Here is a 23,426-nt window from a genome sequence, read left to right on the forward strand (position 1 = left end):
GGCGTTGATTTTTGGCACGCTGTTGAGTTCTCAAGGAACGGACGCTTCCTTTGTACTCACCCTCTCGGGCTTTCCTCCGGGCTTTCGTTCTTGCGTTTCCGACTCTATCAGACTCTTTCGTGTCCGATTTCCTCGGCGCTTTCGAGGTCCTGCGCTTTCGCGCTTTCCCTTTCCGGCGGTTCCGACTCTATCAGTGCTTTTCCTTCTCTCCGACCACTCGCCGTTTTGCCGTGAAGGCATGCGGAAAGAGATCAAGCGGAGATCGGGACGATCACTGATTGAGGAGGAGTCCCGGCCACCGACTGTTCGCGAGATGTTCACGCGGCACGTCCTGGCGGGAGTCACGACAGTACAGCTCCCGTGGGACACAGGCAAATCGATTCACGCGTATGGTCTAGTCCACCGGTCTAGTCCACTAGTCTCCGTGTCCAAGGGCCAGCCCGGATCGGAACCAACATCGGGCGAACCCGTACAACCCGTGCAATATCCTTCAGACGAGTACGCCGTCCGCGACAGGCAGTGACGGCGGCACGACGAAGCCCCACCCCTGGGAGGCCCCCATGACCAACGTGACGTCCCCGCTTGCCGGACGTGCCATCGGGCTCGCGGCAGTGCCCGACCCGGTGTTCTCCGGCGCGATGGTGGGACCGGGCACCGCCATCGACCCCGTGCGCGAGCCCTCGGAGGCGGTGTCCCCGGTCGACGGTGTGGTCGTCTCCCTGCACCCGCACGCGTACGTGGTCGTCGACGCCGAAGGCCACGGCGTTCTGACCCACCTCGGTATCGACACCGTCCAGCTCAACGGCGAGGGCTTCGAGCTGCTCGTCAACAAGGGCGACACCGTCACCCGCGGCCAGGCCGTCATCCGCTGGAACCCGCAGGCCGTGGAAGAGGCCGGCAAGTCGCCGATCTGCCCGGTCGTCGCCCTCGAAGCCACCGCCGATTCCCTCGGGGACCTCAACGAGGACGGGGACGTCAAGGCCGGGGACGTGCTCTTCAGCTGGCGTTGAGCCGGCCGCCCGCACATGCGGAGGACGCGGACGCGGGGCCGGAGTCGGATATCCATCGCGGCGGCAGGAGCCGCCGCTCAATCGGAGACGGGTGAAATGGAGACAACGCTGCGAGGCGTCGGCGTGAGCCACGGTGTGGCGATCGGCGAGGTTCGGCACATGGGTACGGCCGTGCTCGAACCGCCCGCGAAGCAGATCGCCGCGGACGAGGCGGAGCGCGAACAGGGGCGCGCCCGTCAGGCCGTGGAGGCCGTGTCGGCCGACCTGATCGCACGCGGCCAGCTGGCCGGCGGCGAGGCCCAGCACGTGCTCGAGGCCCAGGCGATGATCGCCACGGACCCCGAGCTGATGTCGGACGTCGACCGGCGGATCGTCGTCGGCAGCACCGCCGAGCGCGCCGTCTACGACGCGTTCGCCTCTTACCGCGACCTGCTCGCGGGGGCGGGCGAGTACATGGCCGGGCGGGTGGCCGACCTGGACGACGTACGGAACCGGATCGTGGCCCGTCTGCTGGGCGTGCCGATGCCGGGCGTGCCGGACAGTGACGAGCCGTACGTGCTCATCGCGCGGGACCTGGCTCCCGCCGACACCGCGCTACTGGACCCGGCGCTGGTGCTCGGTTTCGTGACCGAGGAGGGCGGGCCGACCAGCCACAGCGCGATCCTCGCGCGGGCGCTGGGCGTGCCGGCGATCGTGGCGCTGCCGGGTGCGGGTGAGATCGCCGAGGGCACGGTCATCGCCGTCGACGGCAGCACCGGTGACGTGTTCGTGGAGCCCACGGCGGAGAAGCGGGCCGAGCTGGAGGCCGCGGCCGCCGAGCGGAAGGCGGCGCTGGCCGCCTCCTCCGGTCCCGGTGCGACCTCCGACGGGCACAAGGTGCCGCTGCTGGCCAACGTCGGCGGGCCGGCGGACGTGCCGGCCGCGGTCGAGGCCGGGGCCGAGGGCGTGGGTCTGTTCCGGACGGAGTTCCTGTTCCTGGACGACAGCAGGAAGGCTCCGTCCGAGGAGAAGCAGATCGAGTCGTACCGCAAGGTTCTGGAGGCGTTCCCCGAGGGGCGCGTCGTCGTGCGGGTGCTGGACGCCGGCGCCGACAAGCCGCTGGACTTCCTGACCCCTGCGGACGAGCCGAACCCGGCGCTGGGCGTGCGCGGTCTGCGCACGCTGCTGGACCACCCGGAGGTGCTGCGCACGCAGCTGACCGCGCTGGCCAAGGCGGCCGAGGGGCTGCCGGTCTACCTGGAGGTCATGGCCCCGATGGTGGCCGACCGCCAGGACGCGAAGGCGTTCGCGGACGCGTGCCGCGAGGCCGGTCTGGTGGCGAAGTTCGGCGCGATGGTGGAGATCCCGTCCGCCGCGCTGCGGGCGCGCTCGATCCTCCAGGAGGTGGAGTTCCTGTCGCTGGGGACGAACGACCTCGCGCAGTACGCCTTCGCCGCCGACCGGCAGGTGGGTGCGGTGTCGCGGCTCCAGGACCCGTGGCAGCCGGCGCTGCTCGACCTGATCGCCATGTCGGCCGAGGCCGCCAGGGCGGAGGGCAAGAGCTGTGGTGTCTGTGGTGAGGCCGCTTCGGATCCGCTGCTGGCCTGTGTGCTGACGGGTCTGGGTGTCACCTCCCTGTCGATGGGTGCCGCTTCGATCCCGTACGTGCGGGCGACGCTCGCCAAGTACACCCTCGCGCAGTGCGAGCGTGCGGCCGCCGCCGCGCGCGCCGCGGACAGTGCCGAGGAGGCGCGGGTGGCCGCGCAGGCGGTGCTGTCCGGCGAGTAGCGGGCGGTACGCGTTGTCGGTTCCGAGGGGCCTTCGCCGTTGGCGGGGGCCCCTCGGGCGTGTCCGGGTGCTGGTCCGGCCGGCGGGCTACTCGCGGTGCGGGCCGGGGACGTCCACCTCGTAGCCGGGGCAGTACTCGACGCCGGGCTCGGGGGCCACGGGGTCGCCGGTGTCGGCGTCCGTGCAGTAGGCGTCGAACACGGCCGCGGCGGTGAGGGCGACGAGGCGGCCGCGGTCCAGGCGCCAGCCGTGGACCCGGTCGCGGAAGCCCTCGGTGGTGCTGCGCAGTACCAGTCCCCCGGTGCCGCCGAGGGCGAGGCCGGCGGCCAGGACGGTCACGAAGTCGAGGCCCTCGCGGCCCTGGACGCGGGGCCGGGTGCCCGGCCCGTCGGCCGCTTCGGCGTGCAGGACCGCGATGAGCTGCTCTTCCTCGGCGGGGACGCTGCACACCAGGTGGTGGTGGCCGGGTCCGGCTCCGGCGACGAGGCGTTCGAGCATGTCGGCGGCGCGCTCGAAGGAGGCCTTGCCGATGTCCTCGCCGCAGTCCGCGCAGGCGCCGGCGCCGGCGAGGAGTTCGGTGGCGTACTCCCAGGTGGACTGCCGTGCGGCTTCGTCGACGAGGAGCGGTACGAGTTCCTCGACGGGCTGGCCCGCGTAGGGCAGGGTCGGGCCGCCGGCGAGTTCGGCGGTGAAGCGGGTGCGGGTGCGGACGCTGTCCGGGTCGAGGCCGTGTTCCTCGCAGTAGCCGGCGTACTCCTCCGGGTCGAAGAGGGCGACGGTGGTGTGGATGCCCTGGGCGGCGAGCGAGCGCAGCAGGGCGTCGATCCGGCGGAGGTAGTCGGGGTATTCGTCCCGGTGGTCGAAGGCGAAGGTGCGGTAGTCCCGCATGGCCGCGAAGTCCCCCGGGTCGGTGATGAGGCCGACGGTGCTGGGGACCTCGCGGCGCAGCGAGGCGGTCGCGGTGGTGGTTGGTGTGTCGGGTGTGGCGTTCATGGTTCCCCCTGAGCGTGCGATCATTTGCTCACTCACGGTAACCACTGCCACTGACAGTCACCCCCGGGTGCGGCCGAGCTCCTCGTAGAAGGCGAGCAGCTCCGGGTTGTCCACGGAGCCGGGGTTGACCGCCTTGGCCATGGGGGTGCCCTGGAGGAGCCGCTTGACCGGGACCTCGATGCGCTTGCCGGTCAGGGTGTGCGGGACGGCCGGGATCTCGATGACCTCGTCGGGGACGTGGCGCGGGGAGAGCTGCTCGCGGATGGTGGCGGCGATCTTCTTGCGCAGGGCCTCGTCGAGGACGGCGCCGGGGGCGAGGTGGACGAAGAGCGGCATCCAGTAGCCGCCGTTGGGCTCTTCCAGGCCGATGACCAGGGATTCCTTGATCTCGGGGAGGCGTTCGACGACTTCGTAGATGTCGGCGGAGCCCATCCGGACGCCCTGCCGGTTGAGGGTGGAGTCGGAGCGGCCGTGGATGACGACGGAGCCGTGGTCGGTGATCGTGATCCAGTCCCCGTGGCGCCAGACGCCGGGGAACATCTCGAAGTAGCTGTCACGGTAGCGGCTGCCGTCGGGGTCGTTCCAGAAGTGGATCGGCATGGAGGGCATGGGGGCGGTGACGACGAGTTCGCCGACCTCTCCGGTGAGGGGCTTGCCGGCCGGGTCCCAGGACTGGAGGTCCGTGCCGAGGCAGGCGGCCTGGAGTTCGCCGATGTGGACGGGGAGGGTCGGGACGGCTCCGGCGAAGCAGCTGCACACGTCGGTGCCGCCGCTGACGGAGGCGATCCACAGGTCTTCGGCGACCTCCTCGTGGAGCCAGCGGAAGCCGTCGGGAGGCAGCGGGGAGCCGGTGGTGGCCACGCACTTGACGGCGGAGAGGTCGAAGTCGCGGGACGGGTGGACCTCGGCCTTCTTGCAGGCCATCACGTAGGCGGCGGAGGTGCCGTAGAGGGTGGCCCCGGTGCGCTCGGCGATCCGCCACTGGGCGCCGGTGTCGGGGTACCCGGGGCTGCCGTCGTAGAGGACGACGGTGGTGCCGGTGAGCAGGCCGGAGACGAGGAAGTTCCACATCATCCAGCCGGTGGAGGTGTACCAGAAGAACCGGTCCTCGGGTCCGAGGTCGCAGTGCAGGCCGAGCTGCTTGAGGTGTTCGAGGAGGATCCCGCCCTGGGACTGGACGATGGCCTTGGGCGCGCCGGTGGTGCCGGAGGAGTAGAGGATCCACAGCGGGTGGTCGAAGGGGACCGGCTCGAAGACCGGCTCCTGCGTGCCGGAGGTCAGGTCCGCCCAGGCGCGGGTGCCTTCGGGGGCTTCGGTGCCCAGGAGCGGGATGTGGACGACGGCCCGCAGGGAGGGGAGTCCTTCGCGGAGTTCGGCGACGGTCTCGCGGCGGTCGTGCTCCTTGCCGCCGTAGCGGTAGCCGTCGATGGTGAACAGGACGACGGGTTCGACCTGTTCGAAGCGGTCTAGGACGCTGCGGGCGCCGAAGTCGGGGGCGCAGGAGGTCCAGACCCCGCCGACGGCGGCGGTGGCGAGGAAGGCCACGACCGCTTCGGGGATGTTGGGGAGGTAGCCGCTGACCCGGTCGCCGGGGCGGACGCCGAGGGCGCGCAGTTCGGCGGCGAGCGAGCCCACCTGGCGGCGGAGCTCGGCCCAGGTGAGGGGGGTGGGCTCGTGGGTCTCGTCGACGTGGAGCAGTGCGGGGTCCCCGGCGCGGGCGGGGTCCTCGGCGGCGCGCAGGGCGTGCTCCGCGTAGTTGAGGGCGGAGCCGGTGAACCAGCGTGCGCCGGGCATGGCGCGGTCGGCGAGGACTTCCTGGTAGGGGGTGGTGAAGCGGACCTCGAACCACTCGGCGACGGCCTGCCAGAAGGTGTCGAGCTCGTCGACGGACCAGCGCTGGAGGGCCGGGTAGCCGCCGTCGGCGGGGGCGCCGAAGCGTTCGGCCGCCCAGGCCTGGAAGCGGGTGACCTGGGCCCCGGCGATCCTGTCGGGGCTCGGGGACCAGAGGGGTTCCGGCTGGGTGGCAGAGGTCATGGGTCGGCTCCCGGTCAAGTCTGGCTCTCGCGCTTCGTGTGCGTACGGCGCCGTCGCGGCGTCGGTGTGCGCGGCGGCTCACAGGGACCATGCCACGTGATCGACATCCGCACCAGAGCTGTCCTGGGCCGCGCGGGTTGATCGTTTTCCGGGTGAACGGCAGCTGAACGCCGCCCGCGCGGTGGGGGGCCGGTGGCATGGTGACCGGCATGGACGGTCGTGATCTGGTGCGTGCGGTGAAAGAGATCGGTACGGCGCGCGGGCGGCGGGCCTGGCGCTCGGCGTGGCGCCACCGGCGTGCGGACGCCGAGGGGCTCCCGCGCCGGGGCGCGGAGCGGGCGCGGGTGCCGGGGCTGCTGGCGGGTACGGAGGCCCGGCCGGGCGGTGGTGTGCTGCGGTTCGCGCGCAGTGAGCTGCTGGTGCGGGTGACCGTGGGGGGTGCGGTGTTCTGGGGCTGGGACGGGGCGGAGCCGGCGCCCTCGTACGCGGTGGTGGGCGGTGGCCCCGAGCCGGATCCGCGGGCGGTGCTGGAGCCGGACACCGGGGGTGGCTGGCGGGTGGTGTCCGAGCGGGTGATGGTGGCGGTGTCCCGGCACGGGGCGGTGGAGGTGCGGACGCCGGGCGGGGCGGTGCTGCGGCGGGAGCTGCCGCCGCGCTGGTGGGATCCGGTCGGGGGGACGGACGGCGGGGGCGACGGCGAGGATGACGGCGACGGCCCGGTGGCGGCCGGGGACGGCTCGCGGTGGCTGCAGCGGTCGGAGGTGCCGGCGGATGCGCGGTTCTTCGGGCTGGGCGGGCGGGCGCGGGGGCCGCGGCTGCGGGACGGGGAGTACCGGCTGTGGAACACCGATCCCAAGGGCGGGTTCGGGCCGGACACGGACCCGCTGTACATCACCATGCCGGTGCAGGTGGTGGTGGCGGACGCGGGGACGCACCTGGCCTTCTACGACAACCCCTGGGAGGGGCGGGTCGTGCTGCGCGAGGGCGAGGAGGGGGCCGGTTCGGGCGCGGACCGGCCGGGGACGAGCGAGCTGCGGATGGAGGGCGGGCCGCCGAGGTGCTGGGTGCTGGTGGGGACGCCGGCGCGGGTGATGCAGGGCTGGTCGGGGCTGACGGGGGCGGCAGCGGTGCCGCCGGAGTGGGCGCTGGGGTACCAGCACGCGCGGTGGGGTTTCGGCAGCGAGGCCGAGGTGCGGCGGGTGGTGGCCGGGTACGTGGAGCGGGGGCTGGCGCTGTCGGCCGTGCACCTGGACATCGACCACTACGACGGGCACCGGGTGTTCACGGTGGACCGGGAGGCGTTCCCCGATCTGCCGGGGCTGGCCCGGGAGGTGGGGGCGCGCGGGGTGCGGCTGGTGTCGATCGTCGACCCGGCGGTGAAGGCGGGGGACGCGGTGCACGCCTCGGGCCGGGCGGTGGGGGCGCGCGGGGCGTTCGTAAGGGACGCGCGGGGCCGGGAGGTGCGCGGGGAGGTCTGGCCGGGTGAGTGCGCGTACCCGGACTTCACGGATCCGGCGGCGCGGGAGTGGTGGGGCGGGCTGTACGAGGAGCGGCTGGCGCAGGGCTTCGCGGGGTTCTGGCACGACATGAACGAGCCGGTGTCCTTCGCGCCGTGGGGTGACGCGACGCTGCCCCGGTCGGCGCGGCACGCCCTGGAGGGCGCGGGCGGGGACCACCGGGCCGGGCACAACGTGTACGGGCTGATGATGGCGCGGGCCGGGTGGGAGGGGCTGGTGCGGCTGCGGCCGGCCGAGCGGCCGTTCCTGTTCTCCCGGTCGGGGTGGGCGGGGATGCAGCGGTACGGGGGCACGTGGTCGGGGGACGTGGAGAGCAGCTGGGAGGGGCTGCGGGCGTCGCTGGCCCTGGTGCTGGGGCTCGGGCTGTGCGGGGTGCCGTACTCGGGTCCGGACGTCGGGGGGTTCGGGGGGTCGCCGTCGCCGGAGCTGTACCTGCGGTGGTTCCAGCTGGGGGCGTACCTGCCGTTGTTCCGGACGCATTCGGCGATCTGGGCGGGGCGGCGGGAGCCGTGGGAGTTCGGGCCGGAGGTGGCGGAGCTGGCGGGGGCGGTGCTGGCGGAGCGGGAGCGGCTGCGGCCGTACTTCGTGACGCTGGGGCATCTGGCGCGGCGGACGGGGGCGCCGTACGTGCGGCCGGTGTGGTGGGGTGCGCCGGAGGACCGGCGGCTGCGGGACTGCGAGGACGCGTTCCTGCTGGGGGACGCGCTGCTGGTGGCGCCGGTGCTGGAGTGCGGGGCGGACCGGCGGGCGGTGCGGCTGCCGCGGGGGCGCTGGTACGACACGGCCACGGAGGCGGCGTACGAGGGGCCCGGGCAGGTGCTGTTCGAGGCGCCGCCGGGGCGGATGCCGGTGCTGGCGCGGGCGGGGGCGGTGCTGCCGGTGCGGCGGGGCGACGGGTCGGTGGGCCTGGAGGCGTGGGCCCCGGCACGGGGGCGGACCGGGGGCGGGGTGGTGGTCCGGGATCCGGGGCCGGGGTTCGAGGCGGGCGAGGTGGAGCGGTACACGGTGCGGTGGGCCGGCGGGGCGGTGGTGGTCGAGGACGAGGCGGGGGGTGTGGTGAGCGGGGTGGAGGTGCGGGGGCTGGGGGTGTAGGTCCGCCGGCCCCGCCGGTGGTGGAGCTGCCGGTGCAGGGGGTGCCGCCGTCAGCGGACCGTCACTGCCCCGCCGGCGCGTAGCGGCCCGCGAACCAGGAGGCGGCGGCCTGCGTGTGGAGCGGGAAGGCGAGTTCCGCCGGGGTGTGGAGGAGGTGCCAGCCCGTCGTCTCGTCCGTGGCGGCCGAGGGCGGGAGGGCCGAGACCGGGCGGGGCGGGAGGAGGCCGAAGACGAGGATGTGGCCTCCCGGGGAGCTGAGGACGTCGGCGAGGGCCACGTCGGAGGCGGGGGCTTCGATGCCGGTCTCCTCGCGGAGTTCGCGGACCACGGCCGTGCGCCAGTCCTCGCCGAAGTCCATGAACCCGCCGGGCAGCGCGATGCCTCCGAGGGCCGGTTCGATGGTGCGGGTGATGACCACGAGGCCGGTGCCGGCCGCGTCCTCCACCGGGAGGAGGGCCACGGCCACCGGGAGCGGGTTGCGGTAGGCGACGGCGCCGCACGCGGCGCACTTGCGGGGCCACTCGGCCGTGCCGAACGTGGCTCCGCAGGTGGAGCAGTGCGAGTCCCTCAGCTGTGCCGGCATGCGGCGATGGTACCGGCCCCTGTCGTGGTGGGGCGGCCCGTGGCAGAATCCTGACGCTTCGTCAGGTCACGCTTCCGGGAGGGGTCTTGGAACGCACACGCACACCCGTGGTCGGCGGGTGGTTCACCGGTACGGACGGCGGGGGCGGCTTCCGCCTGCTCGGCACCCGGTGCTCCGCCTGCGCCTCGGTGTTCTTCCCGCGCGAGGACGCCCACTGCCGCAATCCGCACTGCCCCGGCGGCGGCGGGCTCGCCGAGGTACCGCTGTCCCCGCGCGGCCGGGTCTGGTCATACACCGACGGGCGCTACCGGCCGCCGGCCCCGTACGCGTCCGATCCGGACGCGCCCTGGGAGCCGTACACCCTGGTCGCGGTGGAGCTGGAGGCCGAGCGGATGGTCGTGCTCGGGCAGGCCGCGCCCGGGGTGACGGTGGCGGACCTGGCGGTCGGCATGGAGGTGGAGGTGGTCGGCGGGGTGCTGGAGGAGGACGCCGGGACCGTGTGGACCACCTGGCGGTTCAAGCCGGTGGAGGGGGCGCGGTGAGCGGGGACGTGGCCGTGCTGGGGGCGGGCATGCACCCCTGGGGCAAGTGGGGCCGCAGCTTCGTCGAGTACGGGCGGGCCGCCGCCGTCGCCGCGCTCGCCGACGCCGGGCTGGAGTGGACGGACGTGCAGTCAGTGGTCGGCGCCGACACCGTGCGCGGGGGCTACCCGGGCTACGTCGCCGGGGCCACCTTCGCGCGGGCGCTCGGCTGGCAGGGGGCCCGGGTCACGAGCGTGTACGCGGCCTGCGCCTCGGGGGCCCAGGCCATCGGGGCGGCACGGGCGCAGATCCTCGCCGGGCTGGCGGACGTGGTGCTGGTCGTCGGCGCCGACGCCGCGCCGAAGGGGTTCTTCGCCCCGGCGGGCGGTGACCGGCCGGACGATCCCGACTGGCTGCGGTTCCGGATCCTGGGTGCGACCAATCCCGCCTACTTCGCGCTGTACGCCCGCCGCAGGATGGCCCTGCACGGGGACACCGCCGAGGACTTCGCGCTGGTCAAGGTGAAGAACTCGGCGGCCGGGGCGCACAACCCGAACGCCCGCTACCGCAAGGCGGTCTCCGCCGAGGAGGTGGCGGCCTCGGCGGTGGTGGCCGATCCGCTGCGGCTGCTGGACATCTGCGCGACCTCCGACGGGGGCGCGGCGCTGGTGCTGAGCAGCATGGACTTCGCGCGGGCGCGCGGGGTGGCCGACCCGGTGCGGATCCGGGCGGTGTCGACGGTGACGCCCGTGTATCCGCGTACGGTGCTGGACCTGCCGGACATAGCGACCGACTCGGCGGCCGGCGTGGAGCCCGCGGCCGGCTCCTTCCGGGCCTCGATCGCCCGGGCGGCGTACGAGGAGGCGGGGCTGGGGCCGGAGGACCTCTCGCTGGCCGAGGTGTACGACCTGTCCACCGCGCTGGAGCTGGAGTGGTACGAGGACATCGGGCTGTGCGGTGAGGGCGAGGGGGCCAAGCTCGTACGGGAGGGCGCGACGGCGCTCGGCGGGCGGGTGCCGGTGAACGCGAGCGGCGGGCTGGCCTCCTTCGGGGAGGCGGTGCCGGCGCAGGCCATCGCCCAGGTGTGCGAGCTGACCTGGCAGCTGCGGGGTACGGCCGGCGCCCGTCAGGTGCCGGGGGCGCGGGCCGGGATCACCGCCAACCAGGGGCTCTTCGGGCACGGGTCGGCGGTGGTCGCGGTGCGGTGAGCGCCGCGGACAAGTGCTGCCGTCAGGGTGCTTGACGGCCCGGGGCGGCGGGTTCACACTCGCTCCACGGTCCCGCGGCGACGGGGACCCCGCGACCCCCCATGAGAGCTGCGGCCCGTACCCCAGTCGGCGGGGGTACGGGCCGCCTCCACGCGGGGGGCATTCCCGGGAGGCGCTCTGAAAGCGCTCAGGAGGAGGCGCTCAGGCTCGCGCGGCGTGCCCGCGCGAGCGACATCGCGTGCTCCACGACCCCCACCAGCACGTCCTTGACGGACTCCCGGTCCCGGGCGTCGCAGAGCAGCACCGGTACCTCGGGGTCGAGGTCGAGCGCGTCGCGCACGGTCACCACCGGGTGGCGGTCGGCCCCGTCGAAGCAGTTGACCGCGACGAGGAAGGGGATGCCGCGCCGTTCGAAGTAGTCGATGGCTGCGAAGCAGTCGGCGAGCCGGCGGGTGTCGGCCAGCACCACGGCGCCCAGGGCGCCCTGTGCCAGTTCGTCCCACAGGAACCAGAAGCGGTCCTGTCCGGGCGTGCCGAAGAGGTACAGCACCAGGTCCTCGCGGAGGGTGATGCGGCCGAAGTCCATGGCCACGGTCGTGGTGCTCTTGCCCTCCACTCCCCCGGTGTCGTCGATGCCGACGCCCGGTTCGGACAGCCGTTCCTCGGTCCGCAGCGGACGGATCTCACTGACCGCGCTGACCAGGGTGGTCTTGCCCACCCCGAAGCCGCCGGCGACCAGGATCTTCAGGGTCAGCGGCTCGACCGGCGAGACAGCGTGCATCGCGCCGGTGCGGCTAGAGCGCCCGAAGGCCATCGATCACCTCACGGAGAATGGATTCATCGGGCAGTTCGGCCGGCGGGACCGGCCTGGTCACGTGGACCAGCTCCTCGTCGACGAGGTCGCCGATCAGGACCCGGACGACGCCGATGGCGAGGTCGAGTTCCGCGGCGAGTTCCGCCACCGACTGGGGGCGTTCCCGGCACAGCCCGAGGATGTGGGCGTGTTCCGGGGAGAGTGTCATGTCCCAGACCGGATCGTCGGCCGCCGCCTCGGCGACGACGAGCGCGATCAGGTCGAGGCGGTGCTGGGCGGCGTGGCTGGTCCGGCCGCGGGTCATGGCGTACGGGCGTACGACGGGACCCGCGTCGTCGTCGAACCAGTGCGAGTGGCCGGTCTCGGGCGTCGGACGGTCGGTCGGGGGGTGGTCCTGGCCTGGATCGCTCATGCCGTCCGTCTCACCCTCCGGCTGGCTGCCCGGAGCGCGGGGCGGTCGCCAGGTGGTCGCCTACGCGCTTGACCATGAGCGTCATCTCGTACGCGACCTGGCCGACGTCGGAGTCGGAGTCGGAGAGCACGGCCAGGCAGCTGCCGTCGCCCGCGGCCATGACGAAGAGGAAGGCCTCGTCGAGCTCGACGACGGTCTGCCGGACCCGCCCGGAGTCGAAGTGCCGGCCGACGCCCTTGGCCAGGCTGTGGAAGCCGGAGGCCACGGCGGCCAGGTGCTCGCTGTCCTCGCGGGTCAGGTCATTGGAGCTGCCCGTGGGCAGGCCGTCGCCGGAGAGGACGACCGCCTTGCGGATGCTGCCGACCTTGTCGACGAGTTCGTCGAGGAGCCAGTTGAGCGGGCCGGAGCCGCGGCCCCTGGTGTCGTTTCCGGTCTGCGGTGCGGTCATCGACCGTCCCCTTCGTTCTCGTGCGCGGGACCGGCGCCGGAGCGGCCGGCCTCGGTCTCGGACTGCTGCTGTGCGTACTGGTCGCGGCCCGCCGTCCAGCCTCGCTGGAGGGCGGACATGCGCGTGCGTACGTCCTCCGCGTCCCGGTCGGTCACCGGGTCCTCGGGGGACTGCGCCGCGGCGGGAGCCGGGGCGTTCTTGAGCTGGGGTGCGAGGTTGGCCTGGCGGACGCGGCGGGGCAGGCCGCCGGGTCCGGGCGCGGGGGCGGGGTCGTCGGAGCCCGTACGGGGCTGCGCGGGGGCCGCCTTCACCGCGGCCGGGCGGGGCTCCACCCGGCGGCCGTGCTCGGCGACCAGGGTGGGCGTGGGGCGCCGCCGGGGCAGCGGGACGGCTCCGCCGGCGCGGGGGCCGTCGGGGTGCGCGGGCTCCGGGCGGGGGCGCTCCGAGCGGACCGGGCCGGTGGGGGCCAGGGGCTCCCGCCCGCGGTCTCGGTCGCGCTTCCAGGGGCCGCGCTCCGCGTGGCCCGTGCCGTGCGGGTGGCCGCCGTTGAGGGGCCGGTCGGCGGAGCCGGTGCCGAGGAGGGCGCTGCGCGGGATGCCGCCGGGCGGGGTCTCGTCGTCGAGGGTGGCCATGGGCGGGCGGCCGCCCACGCCGGTGAGGCCGGCGATGCCGGTGGCGATCTCGTCGAGCCCGGCGGGGTCGTCGAGGCCGTCCAGCCCGAGGAGGCCGATGGGGCCCTCCAGCTCGACCGGGCCGTTGAGCACGCCGGTGGGCAGCGGGCGGGCCGACGGGGCCCGGTCGATGGCGGTCGGGCCGGGCCGCGCGGAACTCTTGGCGCCCGGGCCGGTCCTGACCCCCCTGACGCCCTTCACGGCGTCGAGGCGGATACCGGTGCCGTTGGTGTCGGGGGCCTCGGTGAGGAGGTCGGCGGGGAGGAAGACCACCGCGGTGGTGCCGCCGTAGGGGCTGGGCTGGAGGACGACCTTGACGTTGTGGCGGCGCGCGAGGCGGCTGACCACGAAGAGGCCCAGGCGGTCGGTGTCGGAGAGCTCGAACTCGGGGGTCTCGGCGAGCCGGAGGTTGGCGTCGAGCAGCGCCTCCGGGTTCATGCCGAGGCCGCGGTCGTGGATCTCCAGGGTGAAGCCGTTGGCGACGCGTTCGCCGTGGACCTGGACGGCGGTGTGCGGGGGTGAGAACACCGTGGCGTTCTCCAGGAGTTCGGCGACGAGGTGGGTGACGTCGGCGACGGCCGGGCCCTCGATGCCGATGCGGGGCAGGCGCCGCACCTCGATGCGCTCGTAGTCCTCGACCTCGGCCACGGCGGCCCGTACGACGTCCATCAGCTGGACGGGCTTGCGCCACTGGCGGGAGGGCGCGGCGCCGGAGAGGATCACCAGGCCTTCGGCGTGGCGGCGCATGCGGGTGGTCATGTGGTCGAGGCGGAACAGGTCGGCGAGTTCCTCGGTGTCCTCGGTGCGCCGTTCCATGGTGTCGAGCAGGGTGAGCTGGCGGTGCAGCAGCACCTGGTTGCGGCGGGCCAGGTTCACGAACACCTCGGAAACGCCGCGGCGCAGCTCCGCCTGCTTGACGGCGGCCTCCACGGCGGCACGCTGGAGGCTGTTGAGGGCGAGGCCGACCTGGCCGACCTCGTCCTTCTCGAACTCCAGGCGGGGCGCCTCGGTCTCGACGTCGACGGTCTCGCCGGCGGCGAGGCGGCGCATCACGCTGGGCAGCCGGACGCCGGAGGCCTCGTGGGCCTCCTTGCGGAGCCGGGACAGGTCGCGGATGAGGTCGCGTCCGATGCGGACGGACATCACCAGGGAGACGACGAGGGCGATGAAGCCGAGGACTCCGGCCACGGCGGCCTGGACGAGGACGCCGATGGCGACCGGCTCCACGCGCTTCTGGTAGCGGTCGCCGGCGGCGGTGCCCATGGTGGCGAGGTCGCCGAGGACCTTGTTCGCGGCCTCGTCCCACTGGGCGGCGGTGACGCGCGGGTTCTTGCCGGCGCCGCCGGTGATGAACCGTTCCTCCGCGTCGCGCAGCGGCTTGGTCTGCGCGCCGTTCCAGTACTGCTCGAAGAGCTTGCGGTCGTCGGGCGGCATGATCGCGAGGTTGAACTCGTACAGCAGGCCGCGGTTGGCGGCGAAGTCGGAGACGCGGCGCAGGTCGCCGGCGGGGACGTTGCCGGCGGCGAGGGCGGAGGCGATGACCGCGTCCTCGCGGGAGAGGGTCTCGCGGGCGCGGGTGATGCCGACGAGGGCGCGGCCCTGCTTGTCCATCTCGACGTTCTCCAGGGCGTGGAGGTTCATCAGGAACTCGTAGCAGGGGTCGACCAGCCGGCTGTAGAGGTCCAGGGCCTGGCCGGGGCTGACCCCGCCCTGGTCGACGGAGCGGCGCAGTGCGGTGATGCCCTGGAGGGCCTGGACGATCGACCCGAGGCGCTGGCGGGCCTGCGGGCTGAGCTCCTCGGAGACCTCGGGGTCGCGGGCGTTCGCGGTGATGGACCGGACCATCGAGTCCGTGGCGGTGCGGCTCTTGGTGAGTTCGGCGGTGGCGGCCACCTCGCGGGGGTCGCCGAGGACGACGAGGGTCTGCCGCCGTTCCTTCTGGACGACGCGGACGACGTCCTCCATCGGGTAGCCGACCTTCTTGATGACGTACGCGACGTCGAGCAGCTGCACTGCCTCACGGCCGGTGATGACCGTGGAGAAGCCCCAGAGGGCGGTCAGGGAGACGAGCGGCACCAGGAGCAACGCCACGATCTTCCGGCGGATGGACTTCCCGCGAAAGCGCATGGCCTCCCCAGCCTCCCCCAGCTCAACCCCGTTGTCAGAGGTCGGTGTTCCGTCATTTAAACGGCGTGAGCCTACTACTGCCACGGAGCGGCTTCGCAGAGGTGTCCGGACGTTTTCGGCCTGACCCCCGTACGAAGATCACCAGTTGTCCGATGTTTCCGGTCAAGTCCGGCCCGATATGTGGCAGATGACACTTGGTGGGGCCTCGGTTCCATTGTCCGGATGGATGGCTGGAATTCTGCGTTCCGGGTCCGGTATGCGGAACTCCGCGGGCGGTTCCGATCGTCTGACAGACAGGGCGGGGAGTGGGGCGGGGAAGAAGAGGCGGGGAAGGGGAGGCGGGGAGTGAGCGGACGATGAGGATGTTCGAAGAGGACGGTACGGCGGCGGAGGCTCCGGGGCGGGGCCTGTGGGTGGAGGAGCCGGCCCGGCGGCGCCGGATGCCGGACCCGGTTCGGTCGTCGGCGGTGCGGGCGGTGGTGATCGTGGCCGTGACGCTGACGCAGGCCACGATCACCTTCTTCCTCGCGCTGACCGGATCGTGGCTGGCCTTCCCGATGGTGCTGATCGGGATAGCGGGGACGATCGTGGCCACCTGGGCGGTGCTGGACGTGTGGATCACCCGGCAGATGTGGAACCAGCGGTACGGCGTCCTGTCGGAGCCGAGCAGCGCGGCCCGCGAGCCCTGGCGGGGCCGCATACCGGCCCGGGAGGGCCGCCTGGCGGCCTCTCCCCTGGCCGGGGGCGTGCCGGTCCACCAGCGCTCCGGGCGCCGCTGACCTGCCCGGAAACGACCGCGGGCCGGCCACCGCCCGGGAGCGGTGGCCGGCCCGCGTCCGGGGCGTGTCAGGACTGCGCGGCGGCCGCGCGGCGGAACATGCGGGTCGCGGTGATCTCGCCGTGGACCGTCTCGCCCTCCGGGGACTGCTGGGGCAGGCCCGGCCGCAGGTGCTCCTCGACGCTGATGTACTTCAGGCCCGCGCGCAGGTCGGCGTCGTTGCGCAGCCGGATGACCAGCGGGAACTCGGCGAGGGCCGTGGTGTCGAAGAGGCCCGTGGTGTAGAGCAGCTGGACGCCGAGGGCGTCCGAGACGGCCCGCTGGAGCTCCAGCAGGTACGTGGCGTTCGCACGCCCGATCGGGTTGTCGAGGAAGAGCGTGCCCGCGTGGCGGTGCTTGTCGCGGCCGCGGTCGTTGCTGCGCAGCGCGGCCATCGTGCAGTAGAGGGCGATGGCGGCGGTGAGCAGCTGGCCGCCGGAGAAGACGTCGCCCATCTGGCCGACGGGGACCCGCTCGGCGCGCAGCACGGCGTCGGGCTTGAGGATCTCCACGGCGATGCCCTTGGGCTCCAGCGCCGCCTGGACGCCGCGCAGGAGCAGGGACATGCCGTCGCGGCGGCCCTCGCCGAAGGCGGCGTTCTTCTTCACGGCCGTGCGGGTGGCCTCGTCGATGACCTCGCCGAGCCGCTCGGTGAGGGTGGCCTGGTCGGGCTCCTCGAAACGGATCCGCAGGAACTCCTGGCCCGACCACTCGCCGAGGCCCTCGGGGAGCTGGGAGAGGCGCTGGGCGGAGCGGAGGGTGGCCAGGGCGGACTCCACCAGGCCGCGCAGCCGGTCGACGATGCTGTCGCGGTTGCGCTCCAGCTGCGCGAGTTCGTCGGTGAGCACGCGCAGGCGCGGGGCGAACGCGGCGGCCCAGGCGGCGGCGTGCTCGGGCAGGGCGGAGGCGGGCAGTTCCCGGATCTGCTGGCGCGCGGGGGTGCGTACCTGCTCGTAGCGGTTGGCGTTGGCGTGCCGGACCAGGACGTCGCTCGCCTCGCGCACCGCGGACTCGGCGGCGGAGAGGTCGGCGGCGCAGCCGCGCAGGGAGCGGCGGGCCTCGGCGGCGGACTGCCGGGCCTCCTCCAGCGTGCCGGGGTGGGCAGCCGGCTCCTGCTCGTCCTCCGGGTGGGTGTGGTCGCGCAGGAGGTCCCGCAGGAGGGCGGCGGTCTCGTCGAAGCCGCCGGCGCCGTCCTCGGCGGCGCGGTGGGCGCGCAGCAGGTCGGCGTGGGCCGCGCGGGCGGCCTCCACGGCTGCGGAGTGCGCGGCGAGCTGGGCGGTGGCGGTGCGCAGCAGGCCCTGGGCCTGTTCGACGTCGGCCGGGACCAGCTCCTCGGGCAGCTCGGTGTGCGCCTCGCCCTCGGCGGGGGCGTGCCGTTCGGCTTCGCCGCGCAGTCGGCCGAGCTGCTCGCTCGCGGTGGAGGCGCGCGACTCCAGCATCTGCACGAGGGCTTCCGCGCGGGCGGCGGCGGCCTGCCGGGAGGGGCCGTCGGCGCCGTCGGTGCCTTCGAGGAGCTGGGCGGCGCGGGTGCGGACCTTGTTGGTGAGCCGGTCGAGTTCGGCGAGGGCGGCGCTCTCGTCTCCCTCGGCGCGGGCCTGTTCGGCGCGCAGGTCGGCACCGACGCCGACCTTCTCGTAGACCTGGGAGGCGGTGCGGTAGGCCTCGCGCAGGTCGGGCAGCGGGGGCCGGTGCTTGTCGGAGCCGCCGTCGTCCTCGGGCAGGGGCTCGGGGGCTCCGGCGATCTCGGCGCGTTCGGCGCGCAGGGCGCGGGCGGTGCGGCGGGCGTCGTCGGCGGCGCGCTGGGCGGCGCGGCGGTCCTCGTCGGCGGCGCGGGCGCGGTCCAGGCAGACCTCGGCGCGGGCTTCGGACTCGGCGGCCTCGTCGGCGAGTTCGCGGACCTTGGCCTGCCAGCCGGAGCGCTCGCGCAGGCGGTGGGCGAGGCCGGCGAGGGCGTCGGCGGCACGGCGGGCGCGCTGGGCCGCGTCCTGGCGCTCGTCGCGGACGCGGGCGGCGTCGGCGGCGGCCTCGTCGGCCTCGGCGCGTACGGTACGGGCCTCCGCGAGTTCGGCGTCGGCCTCCTCGGCGAAGGACCGGGCGGCGGCGGCCTGCTGCGCGAGTTCGGCGAGGCGGCCGGGAGGGCAGCCGGTGCGCCAGGAGGAGAGCCGGGCGGCGAGTTCGCGGTCGCCGGAGAGGCGGGCGGCCAGCTCGCGGATCTCGGTGTCGCGGGCGGTGGCGCGGGCGCGCAGCGCGTGGCGTTCCTCGTCGGCGGCGTGCTCGTCGTGCATGGCCGGGTTCGGCGGTACGAGGAACACGGCGTCGGTTCCGTCGGCCGGCGGCACCGGAGCCAGCAGGGCGGCGGCCGTGCCGACGGCGACCGTGGAGCGGGGCAGCAGGGCGGCTGCGGAGAGCACCTCGCGGGCCCGGCCGTGCGTGTCGGGGTCGGTGATGACGACGCCGTCGACGAGTTCGGGGCGGGCCGCGAGGACGGCGGCGTGGTCGGCGGGGTCCACGGACTGGGCGAGGTAGCGCCAGCCGGGCAGGGCCGGGATGCCGTGCTCGCCGAGGTACTCGACGGTGGCGAGGACGTCGGGGCCGGGCGGTAGCAGTCCGCCGTCGCCGAGCGCGCCGAGGATGCGGGCGTCGTCGGCGGCGGCGGTGCGCAGCTCGAACAGGTGGCGTTCGGCCGAGCCGACGGTGTCGGCCAGGATCCGGACCAGTTCGTCGGAGCCCCGGTCGAGGTCGTCGACGCTCAGGCCGCCGGGGGCGGCGGCGGTCACGGCGCCCGCGGCTGCGGCGGAGCCCCGGACGCCGGAAGGGCCGGTGCCCGCCGGGACGGCGGCGGTGCCACCGGCTTCGGCGGCGCGGGAGGCGCCCGGACCGGCGTGCGCACCGGGGTGTGCGCCGCCGCGGGGACGCGGGAGGAAGGTGTCGGGGGCCGAGGGGAGGCCCAGGAGCTCCGCGAGGCGGGGGGACGCGGCCAGGGCTTCGGCCGCGCGGTGCTCCGCGGCGTGGGCGGCCTCGGCGGCGTCGGCGGCGTCGGCCGCGCGGGCGGCGGTGAGTTCGGCGCGGGATTCCGCGGAGGCGGCCTCGCGGGCGGCCTCGGCGGCACCGCGGGCGGCCTCGCGGGACTCGTCCCAGGCGGCCACGGCCGCCTTCTCGGCGTCGCTGGCCGCGAGGGCGGCGCGGGCCGGGTCGGCGTCGGGGGCGGTGTCGTCGAGCCAGCCGGCGCGAACGGCGTCGGCGGTCTCCTGCTCGACCTCGGCGAGGCGGGCGCGCAGGTGCTCGGCCTCGCTGCGGGCCCGCTGGGCGGCGGTGGCGGCGGAGGTGGCGTCGCGGTGGGCGGTCTCGCCGACGGACTGGAGTCCGGCGGAACGCTCCTCCTCCTCGTTGGCGGCGCGTTCGCCCTGCTCGGCGGCGGTGTGCAGGGCCCGTACCAGCTCGGCGGCGGCGGTGGCGCGGGCGGCCAGCGCGGGTGCGGCGTCCCGTTCGGCCTCCAGGATCGCGGCGGCGACGCGGGCGGAGCGGTCGGCGGCGGCCCGGTGGCGCAGCACGGTCTCGGCGGCCTGCCAGGCGGAGTGCAGGGTCCGGGCTTCGAGGAGCTCGCGGCGCTGGGCGGCGGCGGCCTTGTCGGCGACGGTCAGGGCCAGGGAGGCGTGCCGGTAGGCGAGTTCGGCGGAGACGGCGGCGCTGCGGGCACGCTGGGACTCGGCGGCGGTGACCTCGTGGGCAGCACCGGTGACGCGCTGGGCGAGGTCGGCGGCGCGGCCGCGTTCCTCGGAGGCCCGGGCGGACAGCCGCCGGGCGAGGGTGCGGGTGCGGCGCTCGGCGCCGGCGTGGACGTCGCGCAGCCGGGAACGGGTCTCGGCCGCCTCGACGATGCGGGTGAGGAGGTCCACCGAGCCCGCGGTGAAGTCGCGTTCGGCCATCAGCTCGGCGCGGCGGCCGAGCTTGTTGCCGAAGCCGTGGACGAGGTCGGCGAGGCCGTCGGTGTCGCGGGTGTCGGTGACGGCCCGCAGCAGGAGGTCGGTGAAGTCGGAGTCCTTCTTGACCGCGAAGAGGCCGGCGGCCTCGCCCTCGTCGGCGTTCATCTCGCGCTGGTAGCGGAAGAGTTCGGGGTCGAGTCCGAGTTCGGTGAGGTGCTCGTTCCAGCGGTCGTGGATCTCCTCCCAGTACACCTCCAGGTGCGGGTACGCCTTGCCGGCCTCGGTGATCGCGTCGCGGAAGCCCTTCATGGTGCGGCGACGGCCCTGCGCGCCGGAGGCGCCTTCGGCGGCCGGGCGTACGGAGGTGGCCTCGGCGACGGGGAGGTTGTCCAGGCTCAGGCCCGGGCCGGGGCGGAAGGAGTACCAGGCCTCGGCGAACTTGCGGGGGTCGTTGGAGACCTGGCGGCCGCGCCATTCGCTGACCTTGCCGACGACCACGCACTCGCCGGTCTGGGTGTGCTGCCATTCCAGGGCGACGTGGCCGCAGTCGTCGGCGAGCAGGAACTTGCGCAGCACGCCGGAGCTGGCGCCGCCCAGGGTGTTGCGGTGGCCGGGCAGCATCACCGAGAAGATCAGCTTGAGCAGCACGGACTTGCCGCCGCCGTTCTCCAGGAAGAGCACGCCGGCGGGTGCGGGCCGCCGGGGCGGTCCGGTGGGCTCGTCCTCGAAGAACTCCGCCTGGGTGGGCGCCGGGTGGGGCACCGGCTCGCCGACTCCGCGCAGGTCGAGCACGGTGTCGGCGTAGCGTGCGCCGGCGGGCCCGATGGAGTAGAGGCGGATCCGGGACAGCTCGTACATGGCGGCGGGCTCTCGTTGTTTCTCGGTGGGTCTCGGTACGTACGGGGCGCGTGGGGCTCAGGCGTGGAACGGCAGGCCGGCGTCGGCCGCGAGTTCCAGGTCGTCGCCCTCGGGCGGCGGCAGGAGGGTGGCGGAGCCGTCGCTGACGGGGACCACGCCGAGTTCCAGGAGTTCGGCCATGGCCGCCGTGCCCGCCATGTCGCGGACCTGGAGCTGGTAGCGGGGTGTGGTGCGGTAGGTGCCGCCGGCCTCGTCCCCGGTGCGCTGGAGGAACCCGGACTCGGTGAGGAAGGCGGCGGCCTTGCCGACGATGCCGGTGGTGGAGCCGGCCAGGCGGCGGGCGTCCTTGGTGGCGCCGGTCGCGCTGCGGCGGGCGTAGACCCGCCAGGCGGCTTCCAGGCCGGGGGCGTCGGAGGCCGGGTCGGTGTTCTCGCCGAGCTCCTCGGCGCGTTCCTCCAGGCGGCGGCAGGTCTGGCGGACGAAGGCGTCGACGCCGTTGACGGTGATGCGGCCGATGTAGCCGTCGTCGGCGAGGTCCTCGGGCCGGGGGAAGGCGAGGGCGGCGACGGCGAGGTGGGCGAGGCCGTGCAGGAAGCGGTCGCCGCCGTCGGCGGAGGTGCGGCGGGCGTAGTCGCCCATGCGGACGGCGAAGACGGAGTCCTCGCCGGCGGCGACGGCCATCCCGGCGCGGGGGGAAACCTCCAGGACGACGAGCCCGAGGCCGGTGGCGACGGCGTCGGCGAGCCGCCCGAAGGCGGCGTCCTCGCGGTAGCGGCGCAGCAGCTCGGCGTACTCGGCGTCACGGGCGGGGAGCAGCTTGGGCTGGAGCCCGAACCCGACGAGCCGGGCCGCGTCGGCGGCGTCGGCCGGGGTGACGGACCCTCCGGGGGCGGCGGCGGGCGCGACGGGAGCCGACGGGGTGTCGGGCTCGCTCCACGCGGGGTGTTCGGCGTGGTGGTCGCTCACGGGTGGGTCTCCTCGGTGGTGCGGGTAGTCCGGGTGCGGGTGTTCCGGGTGCGGGTGTTCCGGGTGCGGGTGCGGTCTGTGTGCGGCGGGGTGGCCCCGGGGAGGCCTGCCCCGGTTCCCGCGTGGCCGCGGGCGGTCGCCCGGGCCGGCGGGGTCATGTCGACTCCGTGCGGTCGGCCGCCATGCCCGCCGCGTCCAGGAGGGCCGTGCCGACGATCAGGTCCGCGCCGCCGAACTCCGGGTCGTCGAGCCGCGTGCCGTCGTCCACCGCGAACAGCAGCCGCTCCTCGCCCTGGCGGTAGGCCGTGCCCACCGCCGGGCTCGCCGCGTGGACGGCGAGCAGGGCCACCAGGTACGGCAGGTCGGGGTCGTCGCGGCGGGCCTCGGCGAGGAGGCCGGAGAGGCGGCGCGGGGCGTCGTGCGGCAGGTCCAGGAGCTGGGTCGCGGCGGCGAGCTGCTCCTCGCTGAAGCGGCTGTCGTCGGGGGTGGCGATGAGGTCCGGTTCGGGCATCTCCGCGCCGAGGTGCTCCCGTTCCACGGGCGGGGTGAGGAGTATGTCCACCAGGTCCGCGACCCGCACGGAGACGGGGGTGCGCAGGCCGGTGCCGGCGGCGAAGAAGGCGTCGGTGATCCGGGTGGCCCGCTCCAGCGGGAGCGGCAGCAGGGGCGCGACGAGCTGGCCGTAGAGGTCGATCCCGGAGCGCGGGGCGGGCGCGGCGAAGGCCTGGCGGTCCTGCTCGGCGCGGAAGAGCGGGCCGGCGTCCAGCAGCCGCGACTGGAGCTGGGTGTGGCGGCGGATGCAGTCCTTGACGATGTCGACGAGTTCGGCGGCGCGCCGCTTGTTCTCGGGGTCCTCGGCCTCGTCGCGCGCCTTGCGGATGTTGGTGAGGATGGCGTTCTCGTGCCGGTAGCGGTCGGCGACGTGGTCCAGGGCCTCCGCGATCATGTCCGGGACGGCCTGGAGCCAGTCGACCGCGCGGACGTTGCGCCGGGTCGCGTCGAGGGTGCGGCGCAGGGTCTCGGCGTACTGGACGGTCCGGTAGCGGGCCTGTTCGGCGGCGAGCTGGGCGTCGGCCAGCCGGCCCCGGCTGATCAGCACCTCCAGCTTGACCTCGGCGGCGATCTGGGCGCTGGTGACGTCCGTGTCGAGGGCGCCGACCAGGACGTTGACCGCCTCGTCGGTGGTCCGCAGGTAGACCGCGCCGCCGTGGCCGGGGACCTCCTCGATCAGCTTGAAGTCGTAGTCCCGGCGGACGTAGACCCCGTCGGGTCCGAAGGTGCCGTAGATCGCGCGGAAGCCGCGGTCCACGCTGCCGACGTTGATCAGGTTCTCCAGGACCCAGCGGGCGACACGCTCGTGCTCGGCGGCCGGCCTCCGGGGGGCCTGGGCGGCGACGCGCGGCAGCATCCGGGCCACTATCTGCTCGTGGTCGGCGCCGGTGTCGAAGTCCATGTTGAGCGTGACGAGGTCGATCGCGGACAGCGCGACCTCCGCCATCGCGTAGACCCCGTACTCTCCGGCCAGATTGGCCTTGCGTACGTCGAGGTCGTGCAGCGGGGCGGTGCAGGCCAGGGCACGGAGCCGCCGGGCGAGGCCCTCGTCGGCGGCCGGGCCCGGCGCCGGGGACGGAAGGGGTTTCGCCGGGGCTGGGAGAGTCACGACGG

Annotated in this window: 16 protein-coding genes; 6 read left to right on the forward strand and 10 right to left on the reverse strand. The window is 74.5% G+C overall.

Features of this window, described 5'->3' with window-relative positions; genetic code table 11:
* Positions 1 to 560 precede the first annotated feature (560 nt).
* Together ACZ597_RS20700 and ptsP are read left to right on the forward strand one after the other, a co-directional pair.
* Positions 561 to 1,010 (forward strand): PTS sugar transporter subunit IIA, encoded by a 450-nt coding sequence (locus tag ACZ597_RS20700; RefSeq protein ID WP_471332060.1) that lies wholly within the window; start codon positions 561 to 563, stop codon positions 1,008 to 1,010.
* A gap of 96 nt (positions 1,011 to 1,106) precedes the next feature.
* Positions 1,107 to 2,777 carry a phosphoenolpyruvate--protein phosphotransferase gene (gene ptsP / locus ACZ597_RS20705; protein ID WP_471332063.1) on the forward strand — a complete coding sequence of 557 codons (1,671 nt, stop codon included), beginning with the start codon at positions 1,107 to 1,109 and terminating at the stop codon, positions 2,775 to 2,777.
* Between the two features lie 87 nt (positions 2,778 to 2,864).
* Here the strand turns inward: ptsP and ACZ597_RS20710 are convergent, their stop codons facing one another.
* Positions 2,865 to 3,770 (reverse strand): hypothetical protein, encoded by a 906-nt coding sequence (locus tag ACZ597_RS20710; protein WP_471332066.1) that lies wholly within the window; start codon positions 3,768 to 3,770, stop codon positions 2,865 to 2,867.
* 57 nt (positions 3,771 to 3,827) lie between these two features.
* Positions 3,828 to 5,804 (reverse strand): acetoacetate--CoA ligase, encoded by a 1,977-nt coding sequence (locus ACZ597_RS20715; protein ID WP_471332069.1) that lies wholly within the window; start codon positions 5,802 to 5,804, stop codon positions 3,828 to 3,830.
* 209 nt (positions 5,805 to 6,013) lie between these two features.
* Here ACZ597_RS20715 and ACZ597_RS20720 point away from each other — a divergent pair, with 209 nt between their 5' ends.
* Complete coding sequence (locus tag ACZ597_RS20720) at positions 6,014 to 8,413, forward strand: glycoside hydrolase family 31 protein (protein ID WP_471332072.1); 2,400 nt, start codon at positions 6,014 to 6,016, stop codon at positions 8,411 to 8,413.
* 61 nt (positions 8,414 to 8,474) lie between these two features.
* Here the strand turns inward: ACZ597_RS20720 and ACZ597_RS20725 are convergent, their stop codons facing one another.
* Positions 8,475 to 8,996 carry an NUDIX domain-containing protein gene (locus tag ACZ597_RS20725; protein ID WP_471332075.1) on the reverse strand — a complete coding sequence of 174 codons (522 nt, stop codon included), beginning with the start codon at positions 8,994 to 8,996 and terminating at the stop codon, positions 8,475 to 8,477.
* An 86-nt stretch (positions 8,997 to 9,082) separates the two neighbouring features.
* Here ACZ597_RS20725 and ACZ597_RS20730 point away from each other — a divergent pair, with 86 nt between their 5' ends.
* Positions 9,083 to 9,538, forward strand: coding sequence for a Zn-ribbon domain-containing OB-fold protein (locus ACZ597_RS20730; RefSeq protein WP_471332077.1), 456 nt, complete (start codon positions 9,083 to 9,085; stop codon positions 9,536 to 9,538).
* Complete coding sequence (locus ACZ597_RS20735; RefSeq protein ID WP_471332080.1) at positions 9,535 to 10,725, forward strand: lipid-transfer protein; 1,191 nt, start codon at positions 9,535 to 9,537, stop codon at positions 10,723 to 10,725. The genes ACZ597_RS20730 and ACZ597_RS20735 overlap by 4 nt, the downstream gene beginning before the upstream one ends.
* Positions 10,726 to 10,912: 187 nt before the next feature.
* Here ACZ597_RS20735 and ACZ597_RS20740 read toward each other — a convergent pair whose 3' ends face one another.
* The 4 genes from ACZ597_RS20740 to ACZ597_RS20755 are packed head-to-tail and all read right to left on the reverse strand — an operon-like array spanning position 10,913 to position 15,197.
* On the reverse strand, positions 10,913 to 11,539 hold the full coding sequence (locus tag ACZ597_RS20740) for a GTP-binding protein (RefSeq protein WP_385770163.1): 627 nt from the start codon (positions 11,537 to 11,539) through the stop codon (positions 10,913 to 10,915).
* A complete protein-coding gene (locus ACZ597_RS20745) occupies positions 11,520 to 11,951 on the reverse strand; it encodes a DUF742 domain-containing protein (protein WP_471332083.1) in 432 nt (143 codons plus the stop codon). The genes ACZ597_RS20740 and ACZ597_RS20745 overlap by 20 nt, the downstream gene beginning before the upstream one ends.
* 10 nt (positions 11,952 to 11,961) lie before the next feature.
* Entirely contained in the window at positions 11,962 to 12,399 is a 438-nt protein-coding gene (locus ACZ597_RS20750) for a roadblock/LC7 domain-containing protein (RefSeq protein ID WP_471332086.1), read from the reverse strand.
* Positions 12,396 to 15,197, reverse strand: coding sequence for a sensor histidine kinase (locus tag ACZ597_RS20755; protein ID WP_471332089.1), 2,802 nt, complete (start codon positions 15,195 to 15,197; stop codon positions 12,396 to 12,398). Before ACZ597_RS20755 ends, ACZ597_RS20750 begins: the two co-directional genes overlap by 4 nt.
* A gap of 356 nt (positions 15,198 to 15,553) precedes the next feature.
* Here ACZ597_RS20755 and ACZ597_RS20760 point away from each other — a divergent pair, with 356 nt between their 5' ends.
* The gene (locus ACZ597_RS20760) at positions 15,554 to 15,976 is read left to right on the forward strand and encodes a hypothetical protein (RefSeq protein ID WP_471332092.1); all 423 of its coding nucleotides are present in this window, start codon (positions 15,554 to 15,556) and stop codon (positions 15,974 to 15,976) included.
* Between the two features lie 67 nt (positions 15,977 to 16,043).
* Here the strand turns inward: ACZ597_RS20760 and ACZ597_RS20765 are convergent, their stop codons facing one another.
* The 3 genes from ACZ597_RS20765 to ACZ597_RS20775 form a co-directional block, all read right to left on the reverse strand.
* On the reverse strand, positions 16,044 to 20,795 hold the full coding sequence (locus tag ACZ597_RS20765; RefSeq protein ID WP_471332095.1) for a hypothetical protein: 4,752 nt from the start codon (positions 20,793 to 20,795) through the stop codon (positions 16,044 to 16,046).
* A gap of 57 nt (positions 20,796 to 20,852) precedes the next feature.
* Complete coding sequence (locus tag ACZ597_RS20770) at positions 20,853 to 21,761, reverse strand: hypothetical protein (protein WP_471332098.1); 909 nt, start codon at positions 21,759 to 21,761, stop codon at positions 20,853 to 20,855.
* Positions 21,762 to 21,915: 154 nt separating this feature from the next.
* Positions 21,916 to 23,421, reverse strand: a complete 1,506-nt coding sequence (locus tag ACZ597_RS20775; RefSeq protein WP_471332101.1) for a hypothetical protein — start codon at positions 23,419 to 23,421, stop codon at positions 21,916 to 21,918.
* Between the last annotated feature and the right edge of the window lie 5 nt (positions 23,422 to 23,426).

Source organism: Streptomyces sp. NPDC040718, assembly GCF_055593565.1.